The 25,609-nt window shown below is 35.6% G+C and carries 24 protein-coding genes; 18 read left to right on the top strand and 6 right to left on the bottom strand.

The window, feature by feature from the left end; all coding sequences use genetic code 11:
* The first annotated feature begins 22 nt into the window (after window positions 1-22).
* Window positions 23-1,960 (top strand): RecQ family ATP-dependent DNA helicase, encoded by a 1,938-nt coding sequence (locus tag ACPUVN_RS13425; protein WP_426359823.1) that lies wholly within the window; start codon window positions 23-25, stop codon window positions 1,958-1,960.
* A gap of 109 nt (window positions 1,961-2,069) precedes the next feature.
* Here ACPUVN_RS13425 and ACPUVN_RS13420 read toward each other — a convergent pair whose 3' ends face one another.
* The gene (locus ACPUVN_RS13420; protein WP_426369242.1) at window positions 2,070-2,558 is read right to left on the bottom strand and encodes an FKBP-type peptidyl-prolyl cis-trans isomerase; all 489 of its coding nucleotides are present in this window, start codon (window positions 2,556-2,558) and stop codon (window positions 2,070-2,072) included.
* 16 nt (window positions 2,559-2,574) lie between these two features.
* The gene (gene ygfZ / locus ACPUVN_RS13415) at window positions 2,575-3,555 is read right to left on the bottom strand and encodes a tRNA-modifying protein YgfZ (RefSeq protein WP_426369241.1); all 981 of its coding nucleotides are present in this window, start codon (window positions 3,553-3,555) and stop codon (window positions 2,575-2,577) included.
* Window positions 3,556-3,688: 133 nt separating this feature from the next.
* Here ygfZ and ACPUVN_RS13410 point away from each other — a divergent pair, with 133 nt between their 5' ends.
* Together ACPUVN_RS13410 and ACPUVN_RS13405 are read left to right on the top strand one after the other, a co-directional pair.
* On the top strand, window positions 3,689-3,940 hold the full coding sequence (locus ACPUVN_RS13410; RefSeq protein ID WP_426359826.1) for a succinate dehydrogenase assembly factor 2: 252 nt from the start codon (window positions 3,689-3,691) through the stop codon (window positions 3,938-3,940).
* A gap of 37 nt (window positions 3,941-3,977) precedes the next feature.
* Window positions 3,978-4,385 (top strand): hypothetical protein, encoded by a 408-nt coding sequence (locus ACPUVN_RS13405; RefSeq protein WP_426359827.1) that lies wholly within the window; start codon window positions 3,978-3,980, stop codon window positions 4,383-4,385.
* Window positions 4,386-4,396: 11 nt separating this feature from the next.
* On the opposite strand, the gene nadB is transcribed toward ACPUVN_RS13405, so the two are convergent.
* Window positions 4,397-5,995: an L-aspartate oxidase gene (nadB, locus tag ACPUVN_RS13400; protein WP_426359828.1), complete on the bottom strand. Its 1,599-nt coding sequence runs from the start codon at window positions 5,993-5,995 to the stop codon at window positions 4,397-4,399.
* Between the two features lie 217 nt (window positions 5,996-6,212).
* On the opposite strand from nadB, the gene rpoE reads away from it, so the two are divergent.
* From rpoE to ACPUVN_RS13340, 12 genes are all read left to right on the top strand, one after another.
* On the top strand, window positions 6,213-6,791 hold the full coding sequence (gene rpoE / locus ACPUVN_RS13395; protein ID WP_426359829.1) for an RNA polymerase sigma factor RpoE: 579 nt from the start codon (window positions 6,213-6,215) through the stop codon (window positions 6,789-6,791).
* A gap of 40 nt (window positions 6,792-6,831) precedes the next feature.
* A complete protein-coding gene (locus tag ACPUVN_RS13390; RefSeq protein ID WP_426359830.1) occupies window positions 6,832-7,452 on the top strand; it encodes a sigma-E factor negative regulatory protein in 621 nt (206 codons plus the stop codon).
* The gene (locus ACPUVN_RS13385) at window positions 7,449-8,411 is read left to right on the top strand and encodes a MucB/RseB C-terminal domain-containing protein (RefSeq protein WP_426359831.1); all 963 of its coding nucleotides are present in this window, start codon (window positions 7,449-7,451) and stop codon (window positions 8,409-8,411) included. The genes ACPUVN_RS13390 and ACPUVN_RS13385 overlap by 4 nt, the downstream gene beginning before the upstream one ends.
* A complete protein-coding gene (locus ACPUVN_RS13380; RefSeq protein WP_426369240.1) occupies window positions 8,411-8,878 on the top strand; it encodes a SoxR reducing system RseC family protein in 468 nt (155 codons plus the stop codon). The genes ACPUVN_RS13385 and ACPUVN_RS13380 overlap by 1 nt, the downstream gene beginning before the upstream one ends.
* Window positions 8,879-8,965: 87 nt before the next feature.
* Complete coding sequence (gene lepA / locus ACPUVN_RS13375; protein WP_426359833.1) at window positions 8,966-10,756, top strand: translation elongation factor 4; 1,791 nt, start codon at window positions 8,966-8,968, stop codon at window positions 10,754-10,756.
* A 31-nt stretch (window positions 10,757-10,787) separates the two neighbouring features.
* Window positions 10,788-11,708, top strand: a complete 921-nt coding sequence (gene lepB / locus ACPUVN_RS13370; RefSeq protein ID WP_426359834.1) for a signal peptidase I — start codon at window positions 10,788-10,790, stop codon at window positions 11,706-11,708.
* A 3-nt stretch (window positions 11,709-11,711) separates the two neighbouring features.
* A complete protein-coding gene (gene rnc, locus ACPUVN_RS13365; RefSeq protein ID WP_426360529.1) occupies window positions 11,712-12,389 on the top strand; it encodes a ribonuclease III in 678 nt (225 codons plus the stop codon).
* 2 nt (window positions 12,390-12,391) lie between these two features.
* Window positions 12,392-13,303, top strand: a complete 912-nt coding sequence (era, locus tag ACPUVN_RS13360; RefSeq protein WP_426359835.1) for a GTPase Era — start codon at window positions 12,392-12,394, stop codon at window positions 13,301-13,303.
* Window positions 13,304-13,346: 43 nt separating this feature from the next.
* Entirely contained in the window at window positions 13,347-14,027 is a 681-nt protein-coding gene (gene recO / locus ACPUVN_RS13355) for a DNA repair protein RecO (RefSeq protein ID WP_426359836.1), read from the top strand.
* An 84-nt stretch (window positions 14,028-14,111) separates the two neighbouring features.
* The gene (gene pdxJ / locus ACPUVN_RS13350; RefSeq protein ID WP_426359837.1) at window positions 14,112-14,849 is read left to right on the top strand and encodes a pyridoxine 5'-phosphate synthase; all 738 of its coding nucleotides are present in this window, start codon (window positions 14,112-14,114) and stop codon (window positions 14,847-14,849) included.
* A 57-nt stretch (window positions 14,850-14,906) separates the two neighbouring features.
* Window positions 14,907-15,287, top strand: coding sequence for a holo-ACP synthase (acpS, locus tag ACPUVN_RS13345; RefSeq protein ID WP_426359838.1), 381 nt, complete (start codon window positions 14,907-14,909; stop codon window positions 15,285-15,287).
* 196 nt (window positions 15,288-15,483) lie between these two features.
* Window positions 15,484-15,732, top strand: coding sequence for a hypothetical protein (locus ACPUVN_RS13340; protein WP_426359839.1), 249 nt, complete (start codon window positions 15,484-15,486; stop codon window positions 15,730-15,732).
* 14 nt (window positions 15,733-15,746) lie between these two features.
* On the opposite strand, the gene barA is transcribed toward ACPUVN_RS13340, so the two are convergent.
* Window positions 15,747-18,560, bottom strand: coding sequence for a two-component sensor histidine kinase BarA (gene barA / locus ACPUVN_RS13335; RefSeq protein ID WP_426369239.1), 2,814 nt, complete (start codon window positions 18,558-18,560; stop codon window positions 15,747-15,749).
* Between the two features lie 153 nt (window positions 18,561-18,713).
* Between barA and rlmD the strand changes: the two genes are divergently transcribed.
* The 3 genes from rlmD (at window position 18,714) to mazG (ending at window position 23,284) form a co-directional block, all read left to right on the top strand.
* Window positions 18,714-20,057 (top strand): 23S rRNA (uracil(1939)-C(5))-methyltransferase RlmD, encoded by a 1,344-nt coding sequence (rlmD, locus tag ACPUVN_RS13330; RefSeq protein ID WP_426359842.1) that lies wholly within the window; start codon window positions 18,714-18,716, stop codon window positions 20,055-20,057.
* Window positions 20,058-20,181: 124 nt separating this feature from the next.
* Window positions 20,182-22,377, top strand: a complete 2,196-nt coding sequence (relA, locus tag ACPUVN_RS13325) for a GTP diphosphokinase (protein WP_426369238.1) — start codon at window positions 20,182-20,184, stop codon at window positions 22,375-22,377.
* 73 nt (window positions 22,378-22,450) lie between these two features.
* Entirely contained in the window at window positions 22,451-23,284 is an 834-nt protein-coding gene (mazG, locus tag ACPUVN_RS13320; protein WP_426369237.1) for a nucleoside triphosphate pyrophosphohydrolase, read from the top strand.
* A 97-nt stretch (window positions 23,285-23,381) separates the two neighbouring features.
* Here mazG and ACPUVN_RS13315 read toward each other — a convergent pair whose 3' ends face one another.
* A complete protein-coding gene (locus tag ACPUVN_RS13315; RefSeq protein WP_426359845.1) occupies window positions 23,382-24,116 on the bottom strand; it encodes a YebC/PmpR family DNA-binding transcriptional regulator in 735 nt (244 codons plus the stop codon).
* Window positions 24,117-24,215: 99 nt separating this feature from the next.
* Window positions 24,216-25,100: a LysR family transcriptional regulator gene (locus ACPUVN_RS13310; RefSeq protein WP_426360530.1), complete on the bottom strand. Its 885-nt coding sequence runs from the start codon at window positions 25,098-25,100 to the stop codon at window positions 24,216-24,218.
* Between the last annotated feature and the right edge of the window lie 509 nt (window positions 25,101-25,609).

Here is a 25,609-nt window from a genome sequence, read left to right as displayed (position 1 = left end):
TTTTTATTATCAAGGATATTCTTTGCAATTATTATCTAGTTTAAAACAAGTTTTTGGTTTTGATTCTTTCCGAGAAGGACAAGAACAAACAGTAAGACAATTGATTGCAGGACAGTCCTCTCTTGCTATATTTCCTACAGGCTCAGGTAAGTCACTTTGTTATCAGTTAAGTGCCTTACATTTACCGTATTTAACTTTAGTTGTATCGCCTTTGCTGGCGCTGATTAAAGATCAATTATCTTTTTTAGCGAGTAAAGGTATACCAGCAGCAAGCATTGATTCATCGTTAAGTTCAGAGCAACACCAGCAAGTCATTCAAGATGTAAAAGCCGGAAAGATAAAGATACTCATGGTGTCGGTTGAACGTTTTAAAAATGAACGTTTTAGACAGTTTATATCTTCAGTCGCTATTTCACAGTTAGTGGTAGACGAAGCCCATTGTATTTCTGAATGGGGACATAATTTTCGACCTGACTACTTAAAACTACCAGCTTATAAAAAAGAATTAAATATACCGCAAGTGTTGTTACTAACCGCTACGGCTACGGCTAAAGTAAAGCGTGATATGGCGGCTAAGTTCGATATTCAGCCAGAACATATAGTGCAAACAGGTTTTTATCGTCCGAACTTAAATTTGTCTGTAGTACCTATTGAACAACAAAATAAAAATGCTGAATTACTTAATACCATCAATCAGCAAAGTGGTTGCGGTATTGTGTATGTAACGCTGCAACATACTGCGGAAGTAGTTGCACAGTTTTTACAACAGCAAGGTATTAATGCCCACGCATATCATGCGGGCTTTGCTGATGATAAAAAACAAGATATTCAACAACGTTTTATGAGTGGTAATATTCCGGTGATGGTTGCCACTATTGCTTTTGGTATGGGCATTGATAAATCGGATATTCGCTTTGTTGTGCATTACGACTTACCTAAATCAATCGAAAATTACAGCCAAGAAATAGGTAGAGCAGGGCGAGACAAACAAGCGTCCAATTGTATAACGCTGGCGAATTTAGACAGCCTACACACCCTCGAAAATTTTGTGTATGGCGATACACCTACGTTAAATAGTATTGAGTTATTACTCGAAAATATTAAAAAAGAAAGCCAGTACAATCAATGGGAGGTGCAGATAACCGGACTTTCTAATGAAACCAACATTCGTCAATTACCTTTAAAAACCTTATTAGTTCAACTTGAGTTGATGGGATTATTAACACCTAAACACGCTTACTTTGCGGAGTTTAAATATAAGTTCATAGCCCAAGAGAATAAAATTTTAGCTATGTTTGAAGGTGAAAGAAAAGCTTTTGTTCAAGCTATTTTTGGTAATACAAAGTTTAAGAAGATTTGGGGTGAACCTGACTTTATGTCCTTACAGCAGCAGTATCAATGTGATCGCTCTAGAGTTGTTACGGCTTTAGATTATTTACATGAAAAGCAATTGATAGAACTGCAAACTAAGCGTATGACTGAGGTTTATCAAGTTTCTCCTGAACAGTTAAATTCGGCTGATTTAGCGCAAGATATTTTTAATTATTTTACTGATAAAGAACAAAGTGAAATCAACCGCATTGCGGCTTTAATTCGTTTTTTTGAATTAGATCGTTGTTTAAGTAGAAACTTGTCTTTGTATTTTGATGATAAAAATAGTCCAGAACATTGTCAGCATTGTTCGGTGTGTTTGGGACGTATTGCGAAGTTAAGTTATTCATCAGAAGCTATTTGGCCCGATGACGATGATATCAGTGCTGCCTGCAATGCTTTAACTCAACATTTACAGTCAGCGGGTATTTCAGATCTACCTATTAGTATTTATTGTCAGTTTTTGGTGGGATTAACAGTCCCCATGTTCACTAAACATAAAGTGAAAAAGCTACAAGGCTTTGCTTTGTGTGAGGCATTAAAATACGATGATATTAAGCGTAAGATTCAAGCCTTGAATACATTTTAGTTAACATAAACGGATGTGTTGTCTGCAAAGATATAGCTCATAAAAAAGCCCCATTGTTTAATAAATAATGAGGCTTTTAAAATAATGTTTTAGCTAAATGTAAAACGGCTTAATGTGAATGTCCACAACCGCCTTCACCGTGGACATGACCATGCTCAAGTTCATCTGCTGTAGCATCTCTAACTTCTAACACTTCAACGTCAAATTTTAAATCCATGCCTGATAATGGATGGTTACCATCAACAGTAATCGTGTCTTCTGTCATATCGACTACGATCACGGTTTGCTCACCTTCGTCAGTTGTTGCTCTTAATTGAGCGCCAACGTCAAGATCTTCAATATCGGCAAACATTTCTTTAGGCACTGTTTGTACGTAATCGTCAAAGCGCTCGCCGTAACCTTTTTCAGGAGGCACAGTGACTTCAAACTTATCACCTACTTCATGTCCATCTAATGCTTCTTCTAGCCCAGGAATTAAATAGCCTGAGCCAAAAATGACCGGCAATGGTTCGTGATCGTAAGAGCTATCAATTAATGTATCGTCTGAAGTAGATACTGAATAATGGATAACGGCGACTTTGTTTGCAGTAATTTTCATAATAATGTCTGAGTGATCAGTCCTGAGTAGTTAAAGAATAAGGTAATGTGTTTAAATGTAATTCAGTATCTGTAGCGTCTTTTATACGAAGGTTTGTGCTTTCGTCTGTGTCGCTTGCTAATACTGCTTGTAAATAATATTCGCCATTATCAGCCGTATAACTTGCTAATAAGTCTCCAGCTTTACGCCAGTTTTCACCCAGTTGCTTTTCAATAATACTTTGATCATTTACTAGAGAAGCTGTTTTACCTTTTAAGCTATATAAAGCTCGTTTGTTTTTACCAAGGTATTGCATTCTTGCTACTGTTTCTTGACCTAAGTAACAGCCTTTGGTGAAGCTAATGGCATTAACAGCCTGCAAGTTTAGCATCTGTGGTACGTAATCTGAAATAGCAGACTCACTTAAAGTAGGAAAGCCTTCAGTAATTTCTAATAGATCCCAAATTTTATGTGCATAGGTCGTTATATTAAGTTTATTGGCAAAATCAGTAATTTTATCTTCATCATCTATCACTAAATAACGGGGAGTTTTACCAGCGATATAAACAAAAGTCGTTGTACCTTCTGTTTCAACAGGAGATGATTCAGACGGTAATGTTGATAAATGTTTTGTTAACGTTGCTCCAGCTTCAGCACCACATACCGCTAAATAAGTTAAATCTTCCACAGCTTCAATAGTTACTTTAGCAAATACGCCAAACTTTTTAAGTTCAGCTAAAGATGCTTCAATTGTAGTTTTAGGTTGTATTAATAGATTGGCATTATTGCGTAGTATTAAACGAAACACCGAAAACACTTTACCTTTCGCATCACAATGAGAGCCATTAAGTAAACTGTGTTCGTTTACCGTATTAACATCACAAGTTACTTGTCCTTGTAGATATTTATTTTGCTCTTCACCAGACAGTGAAATAGCCGCTAGGTTATCAAGCTTAATAGCAAAAACGTTAGGTAGTTGCTCAAAGGTAGGTAAGGATTGATCTAATGTTATCGTCATTTTTTAAGGCATATTTTGCATAGAATATTAGTTTAATTAATGAGGTCATTTGAAAAAAATACAAGCTTATATTGCCGAAATTGTTAGAATAGCGACATATCGTTACTTTTACTTTAAATTTTACTGGTGCTGTATGACCCAAATAGATAATAAACCGAGATTACGATGGGCTTGTCGTCGAGGGATGTTAGAACTTGATCTTTTATTTTTACCGTTCGTAGATCAAGCTTATGATGATCTTCCTGAAGATGATAAAGCTATTTTTGAACGTTTACTAGTTTGCCAAGATCCTGAGTTGTTTGCTTGGTTTATGGGGCATGAAAAATGTGAAGACAAAGAACTTGACTCAATGGTCCAACTTATACTCAAACGTATCAAGCTTTAAGTTAAAAATATACTCGTCGTTACTACCGAAAATTATTATGGGTTCGGTTATATATTTATTAACGGTTGTTGTTGCGAGTATATTAATATTTGAGTTTAAACCACTTCTAGCACAATTGATTTTTGTAGCAGCAATCATGTTATTTATTGTTGTTCTTTGTTTATTCCCGTCTCGCTTTTCTTCAGTACGAGATAAGCCTTGTTACTTCCTTAAAGAAATAACTTTATCCCCAGATGGTATTGTTGAAATAAACAACAACTCTTATCGGATGCATTTGAATAGTCGAATGGGGTTCTTAGGTTGTTGGTTATGTTTGACGAACGAGAAGAGCGATAAAGTAAAAACCAACACACTCTTTATTTTTAAGTCGAGTGTATCTCAACAGCATTACTCTCAATTATGTAGAGTGATCAAACGAAATACTTTTGATCACTCTAGAGCTTGATAACCCGTCAGTTAATTTTTAATGGGTGATAAAATTGTTGTTTTAATTTCATTACTTAGTTCAGGGTAATCTAAAGTGTAATGAAGCCCACGGCTTTCTTTACGCTCCATAGCACTTTTTATTATTAACTCAGCAACTTGTACTAGGTTACGTAATTCTAATAAATTATTACTTACTCTGAAGTTTTGATAATACTCATCAATTTCGCGTTGTAATAACTCAACTCTATGTAGAGCACGTTCTAAGCGTTTGGTTGTTCTAACAATACCAACATAATCCCACATAAATAAACGCAGTTCATGCCAGTTGTGTTGAATAACCACTTCTTCATCCGAATCGGTTACTCGGCTATCATCCCAAGCAGGAAGCGCTATGTATTTTACTTCTCGTTTTAAGGTTTTTTCTATATCTTGAGCTGCACCGCGAGCAAAAACTAAACATTCCAATAATGAATTGCTTGCCAATCTATTTGCGCCATGTAAACCAGTATAAGCAACTTCACCTATCGCATATAAATTTTCTAAATCTGTCTTTCCTTGTTTATCGATCATCACGCCACCACAAGTATAATGAGCGGCAGGAACAATAGGGATCGGCTGTTTAGTTATATCTATACCAAGCTCTAAAGTTTTTTGATAAATAGTAGGAAAATGTTGTTTGATAAAGTCGTCTGGTCTGTGACTAATATCTAAATACATACAGTCAGCACCTAAACGTTTCATTTCATAATCTATTGCTCGAGCTACAATATCACGTGGCGCTAACTCTGCACGTTCATCAAAGCTTGGCATAAAACGACTACCGTCTGGACGTCTTAGTAATGCACCTTCGCCTCGAAGAGCTTCAGTTAATAAAAATGTGCCGGCTTCAGCATGAAATAAACAAGTAGGATGGAATTGATTAAATTCCATATTTGCGACTCGACAACCAGCTCGCCAAGCCATAGCAATACCATCGCCACTAGCAACATCTGGGTTAGACGTATATTGGTATACTTTACTTGCTCCACCTGTTGCTAAAATAATTTTTTGAGCAGAAATACTTTCAACTTTTTCAGTGTTTCTATTCCAAATATAAGCACCGATACATTCAGAATTGTTATCTTTATCCGTTTTAGAGATCAAATCGATAGCGTTGTAACGTTCAAATAAACGTATTCGGTTATTATTTTTTATTTGATCAACTAACGTGGTTTGAATCGCTTTACCAGTAGCATCTGTTGAATGCAAAATTCTACGATGACTGTGACCACCTTCACGGGTTAAATGATATTTCACTTTATTTCCAGTCGATTCTTCTTTGTCAAAATCAACACCTTGTCCTATTAACCACTCCATGCATTCTTTAGCATTTTCAGCGGTGTAACGAACAACGTCTTCATCACATAAGCCAGCACCTGCAATTAAAGTGTCAGTGACATGTGAATCAATATTATCATTTTCATCAAATACAGCGGCAACTCCACCTTGAGCATAATAGGTAGAGCCTGCATTAACTAGTGACTTACTGAGGACAACAACATCAGCATTTTTAGATAAATGTAGAGCAAGTGATAAGCCAGCAGCTCCACTTCCAATAATTAATACGTCACAGTTGTGTTGTTTGTTCATAAAATTTTAATATTGCTGTATTATATGTACAAAGATATTAACTTTTATTCATTGTCTAGAACAGTAAAAATAAAGGCTTATAGCGCAATTCTTTAATTTATTGTTAATTTATTTATTTTTATTTCGAACTTTTTCATATTAGGGCAGTCCTAATTTATACGTTTGCCATGAGCCAGATGTTAAAGAAGTTAAGTATTATTTAGGAGATGGGGCTCGAATGGGTGAACAAAACGTTGACCAGCAGTTGGTTGTACGAGTACAAAGCGGTGATAAACATGCCTTTAATCTTCTGGTTACTAAGTACCAGCATAAAGTAGCAAGTTTAGTTTCACGCTATGTTAAAAACCAAAGTGATGTGCCTGATATAGTACAAGAAGCTTTTATTAAAGCTTATCGAGCATTACCTAATTTTAGAGGCGATAGTGCCTTTTACACTTGGCTTTATCGTATTGCTGTAAACTGTGCAAAAAATCATCTTGTTGCAACTGGACGTAAACCACCAGGTTCAGATGTTGAAATTGAAGATGCAGAGATTTATGATAGTGGAGATGCTTTAAGAGAAAACGCGTCTCCTGAAAAATTACTATTAACAAACGAAATTAAGAAAGTAGTATTTAATACAATTGAGCAGTTACCTGAAGATTTACGCACCGCGATAAATTTAAGGGAGCTTGAAGGTTTAAGTTACGAAGAAATTGCCGTTATTATGGAATGTCCTGTTGGTACAGTTCGTTCAAGAATATTTAGAGCACGTGATGCTGTAGATAAAAAAATACGACCATTACTTCAGAGTTAAGTAACTATTTTAGTTACAACGCTAATTTTAAGGTGTATGTATGAGTGAAAGTAAGTTTGAGACAGTGTCATCTTTAGTTGATAATTATGGTCATGAAGATGAATCTTTTGATGAAATAGTCAAAGATAGTGAATTGTCTGATACTTGGGGTCGTTATCAATTGATGGGTGACATCATGAGAAACGATGTTCCTGAAACATTACAATTAGACCTTGCAGACAAAATTTCTGCAGCAATTGAAAATGAGCCAACTGTATTAGCACCAAAAAATACAGCGACAAAAGAAACTGGATTTAAAGCTCGAGTAGTGAGTTTTGTTAAACCATTTGGGCAATTAGCTATCGCTGCTTCTGCTGCTGGTTTAATGGTATTAGGTGTTCAACAAAACAATGTTGTTCAAACTGATGATGCCGCGCCAATTCAAAATATCCAAACAAGTGCTTTTGTTGGTATTGCTGAACCTGTTAGTTTTAACTACCAACAGCCTTCACAAAAATCTCAAAAAGAAGCTTATATTGAACAACAACGTCGCTTACAAGCTTTACTTGTTGATCATAAGCAACAAATTAAACTAACAGCTGTAACGACTACATCTACAAATGACGTTGCACCTGAGTTAGAAAACACTCCAAACAATAAGGTTGAAAACCTGCCTAAATGAGAATATTAGCATGCGTACTATTGCTGAGTACTAGTTTTACAGCAATCGCCGCAGAGGTAGAGCAAGCTTCAACTTGGCTTAATTCTCTATCTCAATCTTTAAAAACGCGCAATTTTAGTACGTCATTCGTGGTTATTAAAAATAACCACGCTGAACCTTATCATTGGTTTCATGGTGTTGATGAAGAAGGTAATGAACTAGAAATCTTATCTTTACTTAATGGTCCTCGAAGAGACGTATTAAGACGTAATGAAATTGTAAGTTATATTGAGCCTGAACTTCCTCCATATTCTGTTAAAACATATCAAATTAGTGGTCCTATTCCTGCGATCCTAAGTGGTGATATTTCTACTCTCCAAGAAAACTACGATTTTATTTCATTAGGAAAAAGTCGTGTTTTAGGTCGTTCTTCACAAGTTATTCGTATTGTTTCTAAAGATCCTAATCGTTATGGCTATCGTTTATGGATAGACCAAGAGTCTGGCATGTTATTGAAAATGTCTTTAATTACTCGTCAAGGTATCGTGCTAGAGCAAGTACAGTTTACTCATTTAGAGTTTTCTCAAGGTCTACCTGAGTCTTTAAAAATATTAAAAACCTCTGAATTACCTGCTGTGGTAGAAGTGCCTGAAGCGTCAACTGAAGCTGAACTTCAGTGGAACATTAACTGGTTACCAAGTGGTTTTGAAAAGATCAGAGCAAACCACCATCAACTGACTATTACTAAGCAAGCAACAGAATTCATGCTTTTCTCAGATGGTTTAGTGGATATTTCGGTTTATATTAATAAAGCTCCTGTTAATAACCGAGAAGCTGAATTTGTAATGAATGGTGCAACAGGTGTTTTCAACCAAGTATCAAATGGTGTTGAAGTTAGTGTTGTAGGTAAAATTCCATTAATTACAGCGCAAAGTATTGCTGATTCAGTTAGTTTTATACCAAATAAGAACATACCATAATGGAAGAGTTGGCAACTGTTGTTCATGTTGATAACAATACCGTATCTATAATGAGTGAGGTTAAGTCTGCTTGCTCGGGTTGTCAGCAAGTTGATAACTGTGGAAGCGGGCAAGTTGCCAAAGCCTTTCCTACTAAAAAGCTATCGTTAACCTTACAGAGTGATTTACCTCTTAAAGTTGGTGATACTGTTGTGCTGGGTCTTTCAGATGCTTGTTTACTGCAAAGTGCTTGGCAAGTGTATTTATTTCCGCTTATTGGTTTAATTTCTTTTGCTGGTGTAGGACAGTATTTTATCAGTAATGGTATGTTACCTCATGAATTTTTTGGCGTGTTATTATCAGCGTTAGGCGGTTATTTAGGTTATTCTTTAGCAAAAAACAAACAATCCTCTCCTAAAAATAAAGCCAGATTAACACCCAAAATTTTACGTATTCTTACAGAAAGAATCACTGTAATTGAAAGTTAATTGAGTATAAAGATAGCCCCCGTACGCTAAATTCGTTAAAATCCCGCTATTGTTAATTTTATAATTGTTGTACTTGAACCTCCATCTATGAAAAATATCCGAAACTTCTCGATAATAGCCCATATCGACCATGGCAAATCTACACTTTCTGATCGTCTTATTCAGCATTGTGGAGGTTTACAAGATCGTGAAATGTCTGCACAGGTTCTTGACTCAATGGACATTGAACGTGAACGTGGTATTACCATTAAAGCGCAAAGTGTAACTTTAGATTATAAAGCTAAAGATGGTGAAATTTACCAACTTAACTTTATCGACACTCCAGGCCATGTTGACTTCTCTTATGAGGTATCTCGCTCATTAGCTTCTTGTGAAGGTGCTTTATTAGTTGTTGATGCTGGACAAGGTGTTGAAGCTCAAACAGTTGCTAACTGTTATACGGCTATAGAAATGGAATTAGAAGTCATTCCAATCTTAAATAAAATAGATTTACCACAAGCCGACCCTGAGCGTGTTTCAGAAGAAATTGAAAACATTATTGGTATTGATGCAACTGATGCTGTGCAGTGTTCAGCTAAAACAGGTATTGGTATTGAAGATGTTTTAGAAACGATTGTAGCTAATGTTCCACCGCCAGTCGGTGAAAGAGATGCACCATTACAAGCGTTAATTATCGATTCATGGTTTGATAATTACCAAGGTGTTGTATCTTTAGTTCGTGTGATCAATGGCGAAGTTAAAAAAGGCGATAAAATGGTGGTCATGTCAACAGGACAAGTACACCTTATCGACAAAGTAGGTATTTTCACACCTAAGCAAAAAGAAACAGGCATTCTTAGAACTGGCGAAGTTGGTTTCATTATCGCGGGTATTAAAGAAATTCATGGTGCACCAGTAGGTGATACCATTACTATTTCTAAGAAAGAAGCTACAACGGCTTTACCAGGCTTTAAAAAAGTTCAACCACAAGTTTATGCGGGGATTTTCCCAGTAAGTTCAGAAGAATATGAAAACTTCCGTGATGCGCTAAATAAATTAAGCTTAAACGACGCCTCGTTACTTTTTGAACCTGAAAACTCTTCAGCATTAGGTTTTGGTTTCCGTATTGGTTTCCTTGGCATGCTCCACATGGAAATTGTTCAAGAGCGTTTAGAACGCGAATATAACCTAGACCTGATTACCACAGCGCCAACGGTAAACTATGAAATTGTTTGTACTAATGGCGATGTTTTATCGATTGATAATCCAAGTGATTTACCCGCAATCAATAACATTGAAGAAATTCGTGAACCTATCGTTCAAGCGAATATTTTAGTACCACAAGAACATTTAGGTAATGTAATTACCTTATGTATTGAAAAACGTGGTGTACAAAAAGATATTATTTACCATGGTAATCAAGTCGCTGTAACTTACGAGTTACCTATGGCTGAAGTGGTAATGGACTTTTTTGATAAACTTAAATCTACCAGCCGCGGTTACGCTTCTTTAGATTATAACTTTGTACGTTTTGAACCAGCAGACATGGTAAGAGTTGATGTAATGATCAACGGCGATCGTGTAGATGCGTTAGCAATGATCACTCATAGATCTCATTCTATAGCTCGTGGTCGTATGTTAGTTGAAAAGCTTAAAGAACTTATTCACAGACAGATGTTTGATATTGCGATTCAGGCAGCTATCGGCAATAACGTTATTGCACGTACAACAGTAAAACAATTACGTAAAAACGTAACAGCCAAATGTTACGGTGGTGATATTTCTCGTAAGAAGAAATTATTACAGAAACAAAAAGACGGTAAAAAACGTATGAAACAGGTAGGTAATGTTGAAATACCGCAAGAAGCATTTTTATCAGTATTGAAATTAGATAGTTAATTTCAGTTAAACAAGACGAAACGGAATATATATGGCAGTTTATTTTTCTATATTTTTAGTAGCATTAACGTTACTAACAGGGATAGTTTGGTTAGCAGATAAGTTTTATTTAGCACCAAAACGTGAATTAAAATTAGTGAGCGCAGAAGCCCAATGCGAAGGCGAGTTAGATGCAGATACTAAAGCATCGTTAGTTGAGCCTTCAGCTATGGTTGATACAGCAGTACAAATTTTCCCTGTTATTGCATTTGTGTTGATATTACGTTCATTTTTATATGAACCATTTCAGATCCCATCAGGATCTATGATGCCTACACTACTTGATGGCGACTTTATTTTAGTGAACAAGTTTAATTACGGTTTACGTGATCCTGTGCTTCGTCATAAATTTGTTGAAATCAATTTACCTGAGCGTGGCGATGTTGTGGTTTTTAAATACCCAATACAGCCAGAGATTGATTACATTAAGCGTGTTATCGGTTTACCAGGTGATCGTATTATTTACCGTAACAAATCGTTGTACATTAAGCCTGTATGTAAGCCTGCAGATAAAGCCTGTTCTGACTTTGAACAAGTTGTGCAAACGTTAAGACCAGAAGATTCTACACCTGATGGTTCATACGGTTTAAGTCGTTTCAGTTCAGAAATGCCTAATAAAACTCATGATATATTAATTAACAATAATGTTGTTGAGCGTACTCCTCAATATTATAAACAAGCAGGTACACAACGTGATGAATTTGTTGTGCCAGCAGGTCAATATTTTGTTATGGGTGATAATCGAGACAACAGCTTAGATGGTCGTTTTTGGGGCTTTGTGCCGGAAGAAAACTTAGTTGGAGAAGCTGTAGCTATTTGGATGAGCTTTACCTTTGGTAGAGAGCAAGACAGCATCATTCCAAACTGGATCCCTACAGGGGTTAGATTTGAACGCTTAGGTGGAATAAATTAATTGATCAAAAATACACCTATAACACTCGCAGCTTTATCTAAACGCATTGGATATAACTTCAATGATCAAGATATTTTATTGCAAGCATTAACCCATCGAAGCGCTAAAGGTTCACACAACGAACGTTTAGAATTTTTGGGTGATTCAATTTTAGGTTTTGTTATTGCAGAAGTGTTATTTCATAAATTTCCTGAGCATGACGAAGGTGACTTAACGCGTATGCGCTCAAGCTTAGTTAAAGGTGTTACCTTAGCTAAACTTGGTCGCGATTTTAAGTTAGGCGAGCATTTAATATTAGGTGCTGGCGAACTCAAAAGTGGTGGTCATAAACGTGATTCGATTCTTGAAGATGCTGTTGAAGCCATTATTGGCGCAGTTTATTTAGATTCAGATGAAGAAACTTGTAAAGCATTAATACTTAGTTGGTTTGAACATCATTTAAACATAATAAAACCAGGTAATGAGCAAAAAGACCCAAAGACACGATTACAAGAATATTTACAAGGCAGAAAAATACCTCTTCCTGAATATGAAGTAATAGAAGTCAGCGGGCAATCACATAACCAACAATTTACCGTAAAGTGTTTAACCAGTGTTATAAGCACTGAGGTTATCGCTAAAGGCACTAGCCGACGCAAGGCTGAACAATCAGCTGCTCAACAAGTATTGGACTTAATTTAAAAATGACAACAGAAATGAAATATTGTGGACTAATTGCTATTGTCGGACGTCCTAACGTCGGTAAATCAACGTTATTAAACAGCTTGTTAGGTCAAAAAATTAGTATCACGTCTAAAAAGCCACAAACTACGCGTCATCGTATTTTAGGTATTCTTACTGAAGAAAATCGTCAAGCAGTTCTCGTTGATACTCCTGGCTTACATACTGATGAAAAACGTGCCATTAATCGCTTAATGAACAGAGCCGCTAGTAGTTCAATAGCAGAAGTAGAACTTATTGTATTTTTAGTAGAGGGTACTCATTGGACAACGGATGACGAGCTTGTACTCAGCAAAATTAGAAAAAGTGGTGCGCCTTGCGTATTAGTTGTTAACAAAATTGATAACGTACAAAACAAAGAAGAGTTATTACCGCATTTACAAAAATTAGGTGCTAAGTATGACTTCCAAAACATTATCCCTATTTCAGCAAGTAAAGGCGATAATGTAGATAAGATCCACGACTTATGTATGGAATCATTACCTGAAGGCGATTTTTGGTTTCCTGAAGATTACATCACCGATCGCTCAAGTCGTTTTATGGCGTCTGAAATCATTAGAGAGAAGTTAATTCGTTTCACTGGTGATGAATTACCTTATTCAATAACTGTTGAAATAGAGCAGTTTAAGATGGATGAGAAGGGCGTATACCACATTAACGCACTTATTCTTGTTGAGCGCGAAACTCAAAAAAGAATGGTTATTGGTAACAAAGGCGCAAGACTTAAAACCATAGGACAAGAAGCTCGTCGTGATATGGAAGCTTTATTTGGTCAACAAGTGTTTTTAGAGACTTGGGTAAAAGTTAAGTCTGGTTGGGCTGATGACGAAAGAGCTTTACGTAGTTTAGGTTATGGCGATGATTACTCAGGCTAGAAAACTAAACCAAAATCAGAGTTAAACAACTATAAGTGTATCAATGGAAGCATTTGAACAAGAAGCCTTTATTCTTCACAGTAAGCCTTTTAAAGATAACCAATTAATTGTTGATTTACTTACTGAGCAAAGTGGTAAAGTTTCAGCTGTTGTTTATACAGGTAAAACACAAAAATCTAATAAAAAAGGGCTGTTACAGCCTTTTTTGCCATTACAAGTAGTATTAAAAGGCAAAGGGCAACTTAAAAATTTAAGTCGAATAGAAACAAGCCGACGTTCTTATGCTCTTTCGGGTAACTATGTTTTTTGTGGCTTTTATCTCAATGAATTATTAATTAGATTATTGGGCGAACATATAGAATGCCCAGAATTGTTTTATCGATATAAAATGAGTTTACAAGGTTTAGCTGAACAGCAACCCGTTGAACAAAACTTAAGATCATTTGAAATGACTTTATTAGATGAGCTAGGGCAGAGTTTTGATTTTAATAGTATCTTTGAATCACAAGAAAGCCATTTTTATTACATACTCGAAGAAGGCTTTGTACCTGTTTTAACTAAATTAAATATACCCAAGTATAGCCGAGAACATTTACTCGCTATTGCTGAAGAACGTCTTGAAGATGAACTCGTATTAAGAACATTTAAACTACTTATGCGACAAGTTATTAATAATTTACTAGGTGGCAAGCCACTTAACAGTAGAAAGCTTTTCACAAGATAGCTTAAGCCTAAACGATAGTTTTAGCTTAAAAGTAACTTGAAGACTAATTTTTGAATATAAAAAAGAATAAAAGAAGAATCAATTATGAATGATATTTTACTAGGCGTTAATGTTGACCATATTGCAACCTTAAGACAAGCCAGAGGCACAAACTTTCCAGATCCTGTTTATGCTGCAACTGTTGCCGAACATGCAGGTGCTGATGGTATTACAGTACATTTACGTGAAGACAGACGTCATATCCAAGACCGAGATATTCATGTGCTAAAGCAAACACTGAATACTCGCATGAATTTAGAAATGGCTGTTACCGATGAAATGCTAGATATAGCTTGTGATGTTAAACCCGTTTTTTGCTGTTTAGTTCCAGAGAAACGTGAAGAATTAACCACGGAAGGTGGTTTAGATGTTGTGGGTCAGCTTGAAAAAATTACTCAAGCAGTTAGTCGCTTAGCAGCGGTAGGAACTCAAACGAGTTTATTTATTGATGCTGATATAAAACAGATTGATGCAGCACTAGCCACCAAAGCGACCTATATCGAAATTCATACGGGGCATTATGCTGATGCAACGAATGAAGAAGATCAATTAGCTGAGCTAGCAAGGCTGACTAAAGGTATTCAATATGCCCATAGTAAAGGCTTAAAAGTAAATGCTGGTCATGGCTTAAACTATTTTAATGTTAAACCTATTGCTGCTATTCCTGAAATAATAGAACTTAATATTGGTCACAGCATTATTGCTCGTGCTGTTATTGATGGTTTAGATAAAGCGATTAGAGATATGAAGCGTCTTATGCTTGAAGCTCGTGGGCTTAAGTAAAAGAGATTATCAAATAAAAGCTAAGATTAACTCACGTTGTTGTGTTTAAGGTAGATCATGTCGGTTATCGGAATTGGAACAGATATTGTTGAAATTAATAGAATTTCGAGTATGTCAGAGCAAGTGCTTAATCGCCTTGCTTTACGTGTGCTAACCGACACTGAATACCAACATTACAAAACACTCAAACAACCGGAACGTTTCTTAGCAAAAAGATGGGCAGGTAAAGAAGCCTTATCTAAAGCTTTAGGTACAGGAATTGCTCAAGGCGTTTCTTTTAAACATATTGAAATTCAATCCTTAGCATCTGGTCAACCTAGTTTATTGTTAACAGATAAAGCCTTAGAAGTAGCCCAGTCATTAGGTGCAACTAAATGGCATATAACTTTATCTGATGAAGTGAATTACGCCACAGCCTTTGTTGTACTTTCTTTATAATCCGCTTTATTAAATAAAATTAGGTTTTGTATTTCCTACTACTTATCCCTATCTCTTAAATTTTATCTTTAAATTCATATCTTAAGTATATTTAGTCATCTAATTTTACATATAAAGAATTATTTTTTTAACTGTTTTTCTTATTTAGGTCTATACTTAATACATTGTACTTTATTATGGATAACGGAGTGTGGTTATGGAACTCCTAGAACCTCCGATGGTTGATAGACGTGGCGAGTCTCCCCAATCATCTATTTGGTGGGATAAATTGTCGTTAGCACAAAAGTTTTCAGCCAGTAGTTTAGGTAAATTTGGCTATGAATTAGTGTGTATTCGAAATATTGAAGGTGAAAATGTTGCTATTCTTGAATGTAATGGCGGGGTTGCCACTGTGTCTGAAGAAGGTGAGATTAACGCTGGAGCTAAAATCAACTTAAGATCTTAACCCTATCTAAAATACTATTCTTTATGAGTATCGAGTTTAACCGCAGCAATATTAAATGAGTTTAATATCTGCGGTGCTAGGCTCATCACATTATCTAAATGTTCAAACAACTCGAAAAACTCTGGCTCTAAGTCTTCAATACTTACATCTTGTTTTAAAGATGTTTCTATTTGCTGCGCCATTTTGTTTAAGTTAGGCACACCTGAATAACAACAAGCACCGTTTAATTTATGTATGTGTGTTTTTAATTGCTCAGTATCTAACGAGGTAATAGCTTCAGATATTTGTTGTTTAGCTATAGGTAAACTCTTCGTTAAACCTTCTAACATTTCTATTGCCAAACCTTCTTTATTTGCCGCTCTTTTTAAAGCTAATTTCCAATCAATAATTGTTGTTGAATACGAATCTATCACAGGCTCTGGGGTGGTGTTTTTTACCTGTGTATGAATACTTTCGAGTGAATGCTCATTAAACTGAGTTACATCGCAGTATTCATAAATAGTGTGTCCTAATATCGCCTCATCAATAGGTTTTGACATGTAAAAGTCAAAACCCTTATCCATTAGTTTATCTTTCTCGCCGTGTAAAGCATGAGCTGTTACTGCGATAATAGGTGTGGTTTCATTAAAGGTTTTTGTTTTTATCTCGGCTAACGCTGTTATTCCATCCATAACAGGCATTTGCACATCCATAAAGATAAGCGCATATTTTTCAGTTTTACATAGCTCTACAGCTTCTAAACCGTTTGTTGCCGTTACTACTTCAGCAACTTGTTCTAATAATAATGTTTTGATCAACTTCAAGTTAGCGTCGTTATCATCAACCGCAAGTACTTTAATAGGGATAATGTTTTTAATTTTGTTTTCTTCTATTACCTTATTCGATGGAGTGTCTTGATGGGTTAAAGCTTTATTCAATTTAGTTGGCGTTATTGGCTTACTGATACAATTTGAAGCTCCACTGGCAAACAATGTTTCATATATATGTGGCGAGTTACTATTTACCGCAATGTGAATTGATACATTACTCTTATTGAATTCTCTAATAGAGCCTTTTAACTCGTCTAATGCGATAGTACCTATATCATGACCAATTAAAACATGTTCATAGTCATGGGTTTGAGATAACGCATCTTTAATTTGTTCAATACTTGGTACATGAGATACATCCATACCCCAGTCAGTCATTATATGTGTTGTCGCCATTCTGCTATGCATATGTGGTTCAAGGTACAGTATTTTCTTACCTATTAACGATGCGGTCTGTAACTGGGTAATAAGTGGGATAGGGGTTAATTCTGACTCAAAAGTAAACCAGAAGGTAGAGCCTTTATTTTCTTCACTAGAGAATCCAATATTACCATTCATTTCAGTGACTAGGCGTTTAGAAATAACCAAGCCTAAACCAGAGCCACCATATAAACGCGTAATACTCGAATCTGCTTGGCTAAATGCTTCAAACAAAGCATCTTGTTGCTGGCTCTTAATACCTACACCCGTATCAACGACTTGTACTTTAAATAAGGCTTTACTCTGCTCAACTTGCTCGCATTTAATATCTATATTTACAGAACCATTATTGGTAAATTTAATGGCATTACTGGCTAAGTTTATGATGATTTGCTTAACGCGCATAGCATCACCAATAAGTGAGTCAGGTACTGAAGAGGTTATATTAAATGACAATTCGATATTTTTTTGATGCGCACTAGGAGCCAACAAAGTGATCGCTTCTTCAGTAGCTTCTCTTAATGAATATGGGATTTTTTCTAATACCATTTTCCCTGCATCTAGCTTAGAGAAATCGAGAATATCGTTAATGATTGAGAGTAAATTAGCTGCAGAACGTTCAATGGTATAAAGGTAGTCACGCTGTGTATCCGTTAAAGGGGTTTTTAATACCTGTCGAGTAAATCCAATAACTCCATTTAACGGAGTTCTTAACTCATGACTCATATTGGCTAAAAACTCAGATTTAACTTGGTTAGCATCTTGTGCTTTTCGTTTTGAGAAATTCAACTCAACGTTTTGCAGCTCAAACTGCTCTAAACTTTCACGCAAATCTATGGTGGCTTGGTCGATCTGACGTTGCATTCCGTCATTATAGTCGCCCAAAGATTGCGCCATTGAATTCACACCTTTTTTCAGGAAATTTAGCTCACCAATTAACTGACCACTAATACGGCTCTCTAACTTTCCTTCTCTAATTCTATCAACAACTTGCACCATAGATGAAATAGGAGAGGTTACATTTTTAATCAATTGAGAAGCAAAAATAAAATTAATTAAAATGCCAAATAAAACAATGGCGAAAGCGATAAGCACTTCGCTTTGTTGTATAAATTGTATTTTGCTTCTGTCGATCTGAATTGCGATATAACCCAAAGGAGTAATCTTGCTATTTACAGCGTTATATTCATCAATAATGGGTGCTCTAAAGACAATATAATCATCATAATCGGATTTAGATGTTTTAGTAGGGATCGCTTCGCCCGCGTTAAGGCGCATTATATCTATGTCGCCATGATACGAGCTGGTAACAAATATTTGGTTGTCGTTAGTAAAAATGGCAATGCTTTTTACTATGGAAGATTGACTTCGATGTGCAAAACTAATGAGGTGACGTAGTTTTTGTTGATCTTTATTAATTAAATCATCAGTGCTAGCAATAGCTAAAGGCTCAATAATACTTTGAGCTTGAGCATCTAAGAATTTATTTAGTTCGACATATCTACTGTAAGAAAAATAAGTCGCGATACTTAAACCAATCAAAATGGTTGGAATAATGGTAAGAAGAATGACCCAATCTTTAAGGCTAATTTTATGCATGTATCGGTTAACTTAGTGTAGAATTATAGGTACGTAATGAGTTTGTATTTTTGGGTGTTTATTCAAATAATACAAAGATTATTCTCTTATCATGTCATATACACGTTTGAATTTGTAGCGTTGGATCGACGGTAACCCAATTAAGATAAAAACATGGCCAATTTTTTCAAACCGAGTAATAAAAAACAACCTACAGGACAAGTGATTTCTGTCGTTATTGATAGACTAGATCATAATGGAACAGGTGTAGGGAAATATCAAAATAAACCTGTTTTTATAGAAAACGCCTTACCTCAAGAAAAAGTAACAGCTAAAATTATAGAGGCTAAAGGTAAGTTTTTTAAAGGCAGTGTTGTTGAAATAGTTCAGCCAAGTGAGCAGCGAATAAAACCTAGTTGTAAGCACTTTAAAACTTGTGGAGGTTGTGATCTTCAACACCTGTCTTTTGAACAACATTTAAGTTTTAAACAACAGAAGGTTGTTGATTTATTCTCGCGTAATAAAATAACCGCGCAACTACCTTGGCAAAACAGTATTAATAGCGAGCTATTCAATTACAGAAGAAAAGCGCGTATTGGTGTTCAATATAATAAAAATGGCGATCCTATTGTTGGGTTTCGACAAAAAGGCAGTAATAATTTAGCGCAATTAAAAGAATGTCCTGTGCTTGTTGAGCCTATTAAAAACATATTTACAACACTTAAAACCTTTATACAGTCGTTAAGCTTGGCTAAGTCTATTGGTCATATAGAAGTTATATCGACTCAACATGTAAGTATAGTTGTTAGGCAGTTAGTGCCATTAAATACACAAGATAGTGATTTATGGAATGGGATCGAAGAGCAGCAAGAATGGCAAGTGTATATTGATGATGGCACAAACATAAAGCCTCTCAACGCTACTACCGATTTATATTATTCAATAGATAGTGTCTTGCTTAATACCGATGATAAGGCAATAAATATTTATTTCGAGCCAAAAGATTTTATCCAAGTTAATCATAACGTCAATAGCAAAATGATCGCTCAAGCCATAGAATGGTTATCATTAAAAGCAGACGATCAAGTACTCGATTTATTCTGTGGTTTAGGTAACTTTAGTTTACCAATAGCAAAACAAGTTAACCGTGTTGTTGGTGTAGAAGGTCTTGATACCATGGTGAACAAAGCCACTTATAATGCTGAAGTTAATCAGATTGATAATACTCAGTTTTATCAAGCCGATTTGAATAGTTCTTGGGCCAATGCACCTTGGGTAAATAACGCTTATACAAAAGTATTATTAGATCCTGCAAGAGCTGGCGCTTATGAAGCGGTTAGTGAACTTGTTCAATTAAACATTCCTCATATTGTGTACGTAAGTTGTGATCCTGCTACCTTAGCTAGAGATAGCCAACTGCTATTAAATAAGGGATATGTTATAGAAAAAATTGCCATAATGGATATGTTTGCTCAAACTAAACATATAGAGACTATGGTATTGTATAAAAAGAAATAGCTCAGGGTCTGTTGAACTTGAATGTAGAGGTTTTATATTTTAAATAAACGTAAAACTTATACATTATTCAGACAAGGCAAATGTTTTGTAATCTAGTTATCGCATTTCAAAAAAGTAGGATTTTATGGTTTCAGTTCGTCGTTCACATCAAACATCATCATTAAATTTTGAGCAATGGTTAAAAACTTTAGAGCTTATTGATGTAAAAAAAGATGCGATAAAAGTGTTATGGGAAAAGATATCCCCATTTTTTGATGGCCAAGATGAGTGCCTGACTAAATCACAAGAAATGGTTGAAATTCTTTCTGCACTTAATCTTGATAAAGATTCATTGTGCGCTGCTTTTATGTGTCCTTTACTTGAATATAAATGTATTGAACTAACCTACATAGAAGAAAACTTTAACCCATCCATTTATGGTTTGTGTGATGGCGTCAATCAAATGGACGCGATTAAAATCCTACAAAAAAGACACAGTGGACAAGTTTCGGGCACACATATCGACAACATTCGTAAAATGTTACTCGCCATGGTGGACGATGTACGCGCTGTAGTGATCAAATTATCTGAACGTTTATGCCATTTACGTATGGTAAAAAATGAAGACGAAGAAACCAAAGTTATAAGCGCAAAAGAAACCGTTAATATCTATGCACCACTTGCTAACCGTTTAGGTATTGGTCAATTAAAATGGGAGCTTGAAGACTTAGCTTTCAGATATTTACATCCTAATACCTACAAGAAAATAGCTAAACTACTTGATGAAAAGCGTCTCGACCGCGAACAATACATGGTTGATTTCGTAAGTAACTTGTCTACGCAACTCAAAACATTAGAAGTACGCGGTGAAGTGTTTGGTCGTCCTAAGCATATTTTTAGCATATGGAAAAAGATGCAACAAAAGTCGTTAGACTTTGAGCAACTGTTTGACGTACGTGCCGTAAGGATCATTGTAGATCGCCTACAAGATTGTTATAGCGCTTTAGGTGTTGTACACACCAACTGGAAACATTTATCTAGCGAATTTGATGATTACGTAGCAACACCAAAATCTAACGGCTATCAGTCGATTCATACCGTTGTACTTGGACCAGAAGGTAAAGCGGTTGAAGTACAAATTAGAACGCAACAAATGGATGATGATGCCGAATTAGGTGTTGCTGCTCATTGGCGTTACAAAGAAGGTACAGCATCAGGAAAAACCACAGGTTTTGATGACAAGATTAGCTGGTTAAGAAAAATATTACAGTGGCAAGAAGATGTAACTGAAAGCGGCGAGTTAATTGACGAATTCAGAAGCCAAGTATTTGAAGACCGTATTTATGTCTTTACTCCAAGCGGAGAGGTGATTGATTTACCAGTTAACTCTACGCCATTAGACTTTGCCTATTATATTCATTCAAACGTAGGTAATACGTGTGTTGGCGCAAAAGTTTTTGGGCGTATAGTACCTTTCACTCATAAATTAAAAACAGGCGATCAAGTTGAAATTTTACGTAGTAAAAAGGCAACACCGAGTCGAGATTGGTTAAATCCTAATTTACATTACATACATACATCGCGTGCTCGCTCTAAAGTACAATATTTCTTTAAGCATGCAGACAAAGATAAAAATATTGCATCAGGTAAAGAGTTACTCGACGCTGAGCTTAATAAGTTACACCTTTCACAGGTTGACCTAACGCAAACCTTTAAACGTTTTAATGTAAGCAGTGTAGATGAACTTTATGCGGCTATTGGCTCGGGTGGTGCACGTTTACAGCAAATAGTTAATTGCCTAAATCAACAAGATGATGATGTTAAAGCTTTTGAAGATATTGATCCTCAATCACTTGTAAAAGAACCTAATCCATCACAAAAATTAAAAGCTGATGCTAATGGTGTAACTGTTTCAGGTGTTGGTAACTTAATGACCCATATGGCGAAATGTTGTCATCCTGTACCAGGCGATAATATCTTAGGTTTTATCACGCAAGGTCGTGGAATATCAGTACATAGAATTGACTGTGATCAGCTTGCCAATGCACTTCATTCGCAACCTGAAAGGGAAATCGAAGTTCAGTGGGGTGACGAGCAGAAATCTAGCTATCAGGTCACCGTGCAACTTATAGCGAGTGATAGGCAAGGTTTAGTACGAGACATTTCTACTATTATCGCTAATGAACGTGTGAGTATTGTTGGTATGGATACGCATTCAGATCATACACAGCAAACGACCTCGATGTTTTTGAAACTTGAATTAACGAATCATGAAGTTTTGAAAAGGCTAATAGTTAAATTACTACAACTTGACGATATTATTGAAGCTAAGCGTGTTTAAATCTTAAATATGCGTTTTTTAATACTTACTAACGTTTAGAAAAGTGACTCTGAAAATAAAGCGGTAAAATAACATGTTAAACGATAAAGCTTCCATCGAAAAACTGCGTTGGATAATGACTTGCTTACGAGATCCTGAAACAGGCTGTCCTTGGGGTATAAAGCAAACCTTCGCCTCTGTAGTTTCTCATACTATTGAAGAAGCCTATGAAGTGGCTGATGCGATAGAGCAAAAAGACTATGCGGAGCTAAAAAAAGAATTAGGCGACTTACTCTTTCAAGTGATTTTTTATAGCCAACTAGGCGAAGAAGAAAAGCTCTTTGGTTTTGATGATGTTGTTGATGCTATATGTGAAAAGTTGATCAGGCGTCATCCTCATGTGTTTTCAGATACTGATTTATCAACAGATGCTGATATTAAAGCTAATTGGGAAAATGAAAAAGCGAAAGAGCGTGAGCAAAAAAACACGCAAGAAAGCACAAGCACTGATCAACATACATTGAGTATTCTTGCTGATATTCCTAAAAACTTACCCGCATTATCGCAAGCAGCCAAAATACAAAAACGTTGTTCACATGTTGGGTTTGACTGGGATAACCTTGATGATGTTTTCGATAAAATTGAAGAAGAAGTTCAAGAAGTTAAAGCTGAATTACATCGTGATCCCGATGCCTTAGCTGAAGAACTAGGTGACTTGTTATTTGCTGTTGTTAATTTGTGTCGCCATGCTAAACAAGATCCTGAAACGATATTACGAAAAGCGAATAGCAAGTTCACAAAGCGTTTCCAGTCGGTAGAAGCTAAAGTGAATGATTCATCTAAAGCTTTTACAGAACACAAGTTAGAAGAGCTTGAAGGTTTTTGGCAAGAAGTAAAACAAGAAGAAAGAAAGTTCAACTCGAGCTAAGCTCTTTCATATTTATTGTTTTTATAAATAACAGATATAAAAAAAGCATCTAAGCCAAGCGGCTAGATGCTTTTTTATTGAATACTATAAATATTTTTTATTCTTCTATTTCAGCAACTTCAGCATTATGATAAACGTTTTGTACGTCATCACAATCGTCTAACATAGCGATAAACTTCTCAAAGTTAGCCACATCTTCTTCATCAGTAACTTCAGTGTAGCTTTGAGGAACAAATGTGATTTCTTCAACTTCTAAGTCATACTCTGGCATGCTATCAGCAAACGCTGTTTTAATTTTGAAGAACTCAGTATGCGGAGCAAAAACAGTAATTATACCATCTTCAACTTCAACATCAGTTACGTCAATCTCAGCCATTAATAAGTTTTCAAATACGGACTCATCATCTTCACCTTTAAATGCAAATACCGCTTGGTGAGAAAACATATGAGAAACAGTGCCTGAAGAGCCTATTTTTGAATTTGTTTTAGTGAAGCATTGACGTACGTCTTTAATGGTTCTGTTGCCGTTATCAGTCAAGCAATCAATAATAACCATACAGCCGCCAGGTCCGTAACCTTCATACCTAGCTTCGTTATAATCTTCTCCGCCAGCACCTTTAGCTTTTTCAATAGCTTTATCAATTACATGAGTAGGTACTTGGTCTTTTTTAGCTTTTTCAATTAAGCGACGAAGGGATAAGTTACTATCAGGATCTGTACTTCCGTTTTTAGCACTAACGTATATCTCTTTACCGTATTTTGAATATACTTTAGTTTTGGCGCCTTGAGTTTTGGCCATCGATAATTTACGGTTTTGGTAAGCTCTTCCCATCTTAAATCGGTCTCTTTATTTTTTTACAATAAATTTACCTTCAATTCTACCAGTGAATAGCTGGTTTTGACTAGTGTATAGCTAAAAATTGATTAAATTTTACTGAGTACTGGTATCTAAAAACGTTGTTTTAACCCACTTGGCGAATATTTCAAGTTCACTTTGATTTTCTAAATTCTCATGCTGAATTAAGTAATAACGATCATTTGTTACAAGTTCGTCTTCAAATAACTTAACTAACGAACCTTCATTAAACCACGCATCACTCATAGGTAAAGGGATTAATGCTATTCCCATGCCTTGTTGTGCGGCACGAGCAACACCAAACATACTATCAAATTGTATGATTTGTTTAGGATCGAAATCTAGAATGCCTTTTTTCTCAGCCCATTGATGCCAAGACCACGGACGTGAGCGATGTAATAGTAATGGAATAGACTTAAGAGCGTCTACGCCACTTTCTTTCCACTTTTCATAAAGCGCTTTATTACAGGCTGGAGCGTATCTGATCGGAAATAGATCGTGAACTATGCTTGCATTAGGTTTTCCATTTGCCAATACAATCGACAAATCAGCAACTTGAGATGGCTTTGAACCTGACTTTACGGTTTCAAGCTGTAAGTTAATGGTTGGATTTTCTTCTGCCCATTGGCTTAATTTCGGAATAAATAGCTCACTAGCAAAGAACTCAGGCATGCTAATAATGATATTTGTATTCTGCTGACTGTTAGTAAAATCAGATATGGTAGATTCTAACTGGTTTATCAAAGGGTTAACTGATTGATAAAATAACTTTCCAGCACTGGTTAACTCAATAGCACGGGTTTGTCTTTTAAATAAACAAATACCAAGTTGCTCTTCTAACTGTTTAATTTGATGACTAACAGCGGAAGGCGTTAAAAAAAGTTGTGAAGCTGCATGTTTAAAACTTAAACATTTAGCGGCTATACAAAAAGACCTTAGGCCTCTGATCGGAGTTTGAATTGGCATATTATTTACAACAAGGTAGTTATTTATAATCAATTAAAGCAATAATTAGACCCGTAATATAACATTTAAATTAAACTTAAAAAACAACCAGTTAAATAGAAAGCTACAAGTATTTTCGTACTTTAAGATTTTATGACTTATTTTGGTGCAGCACAATGCACCAAACCAGTTCTAACTATAGTAAATTATATATAATAGTCAAAACTAAATTTAGAAAAAAAGCACATAAGAGCGCTTAAAATAACACCTTGTTTGATGAATCAGGAAGATTCAAAACACATTCATATTATTAAGAAGTATCGTTGATCACAAATGCTAAAAAATCATCCATGAACTGAGTAATATTCACTTGTGTTGCCCATTCAGTAAGGCTAAATGTGAAGTGCAGTTAAATATTTATTGAAAGGAAGTACTTATAAATAGGTAATGAAAGTGTTCTTTTCTTATTTAATATATCGAAAAAATAAGAAAAAAAAAGGACGCTCAAATGGCGTCCAAAAATA

Origin of the sequence: Pseudocolwellia antarctica, assembly GCF_049933045.1 — a bacterium.
In the GTDB taxonomy this organism is placed as follows: domain Bacteria; phylum Pseudomonadota; class Gammaproteobacteria; order Enterobacterales; family Alteromonadaceae; genus Pseudocolwellia.
Note: the sequence above shows the minus strand (reverse complement) of the source record. Positions and strands in the feature narration are given on the sequence as shown.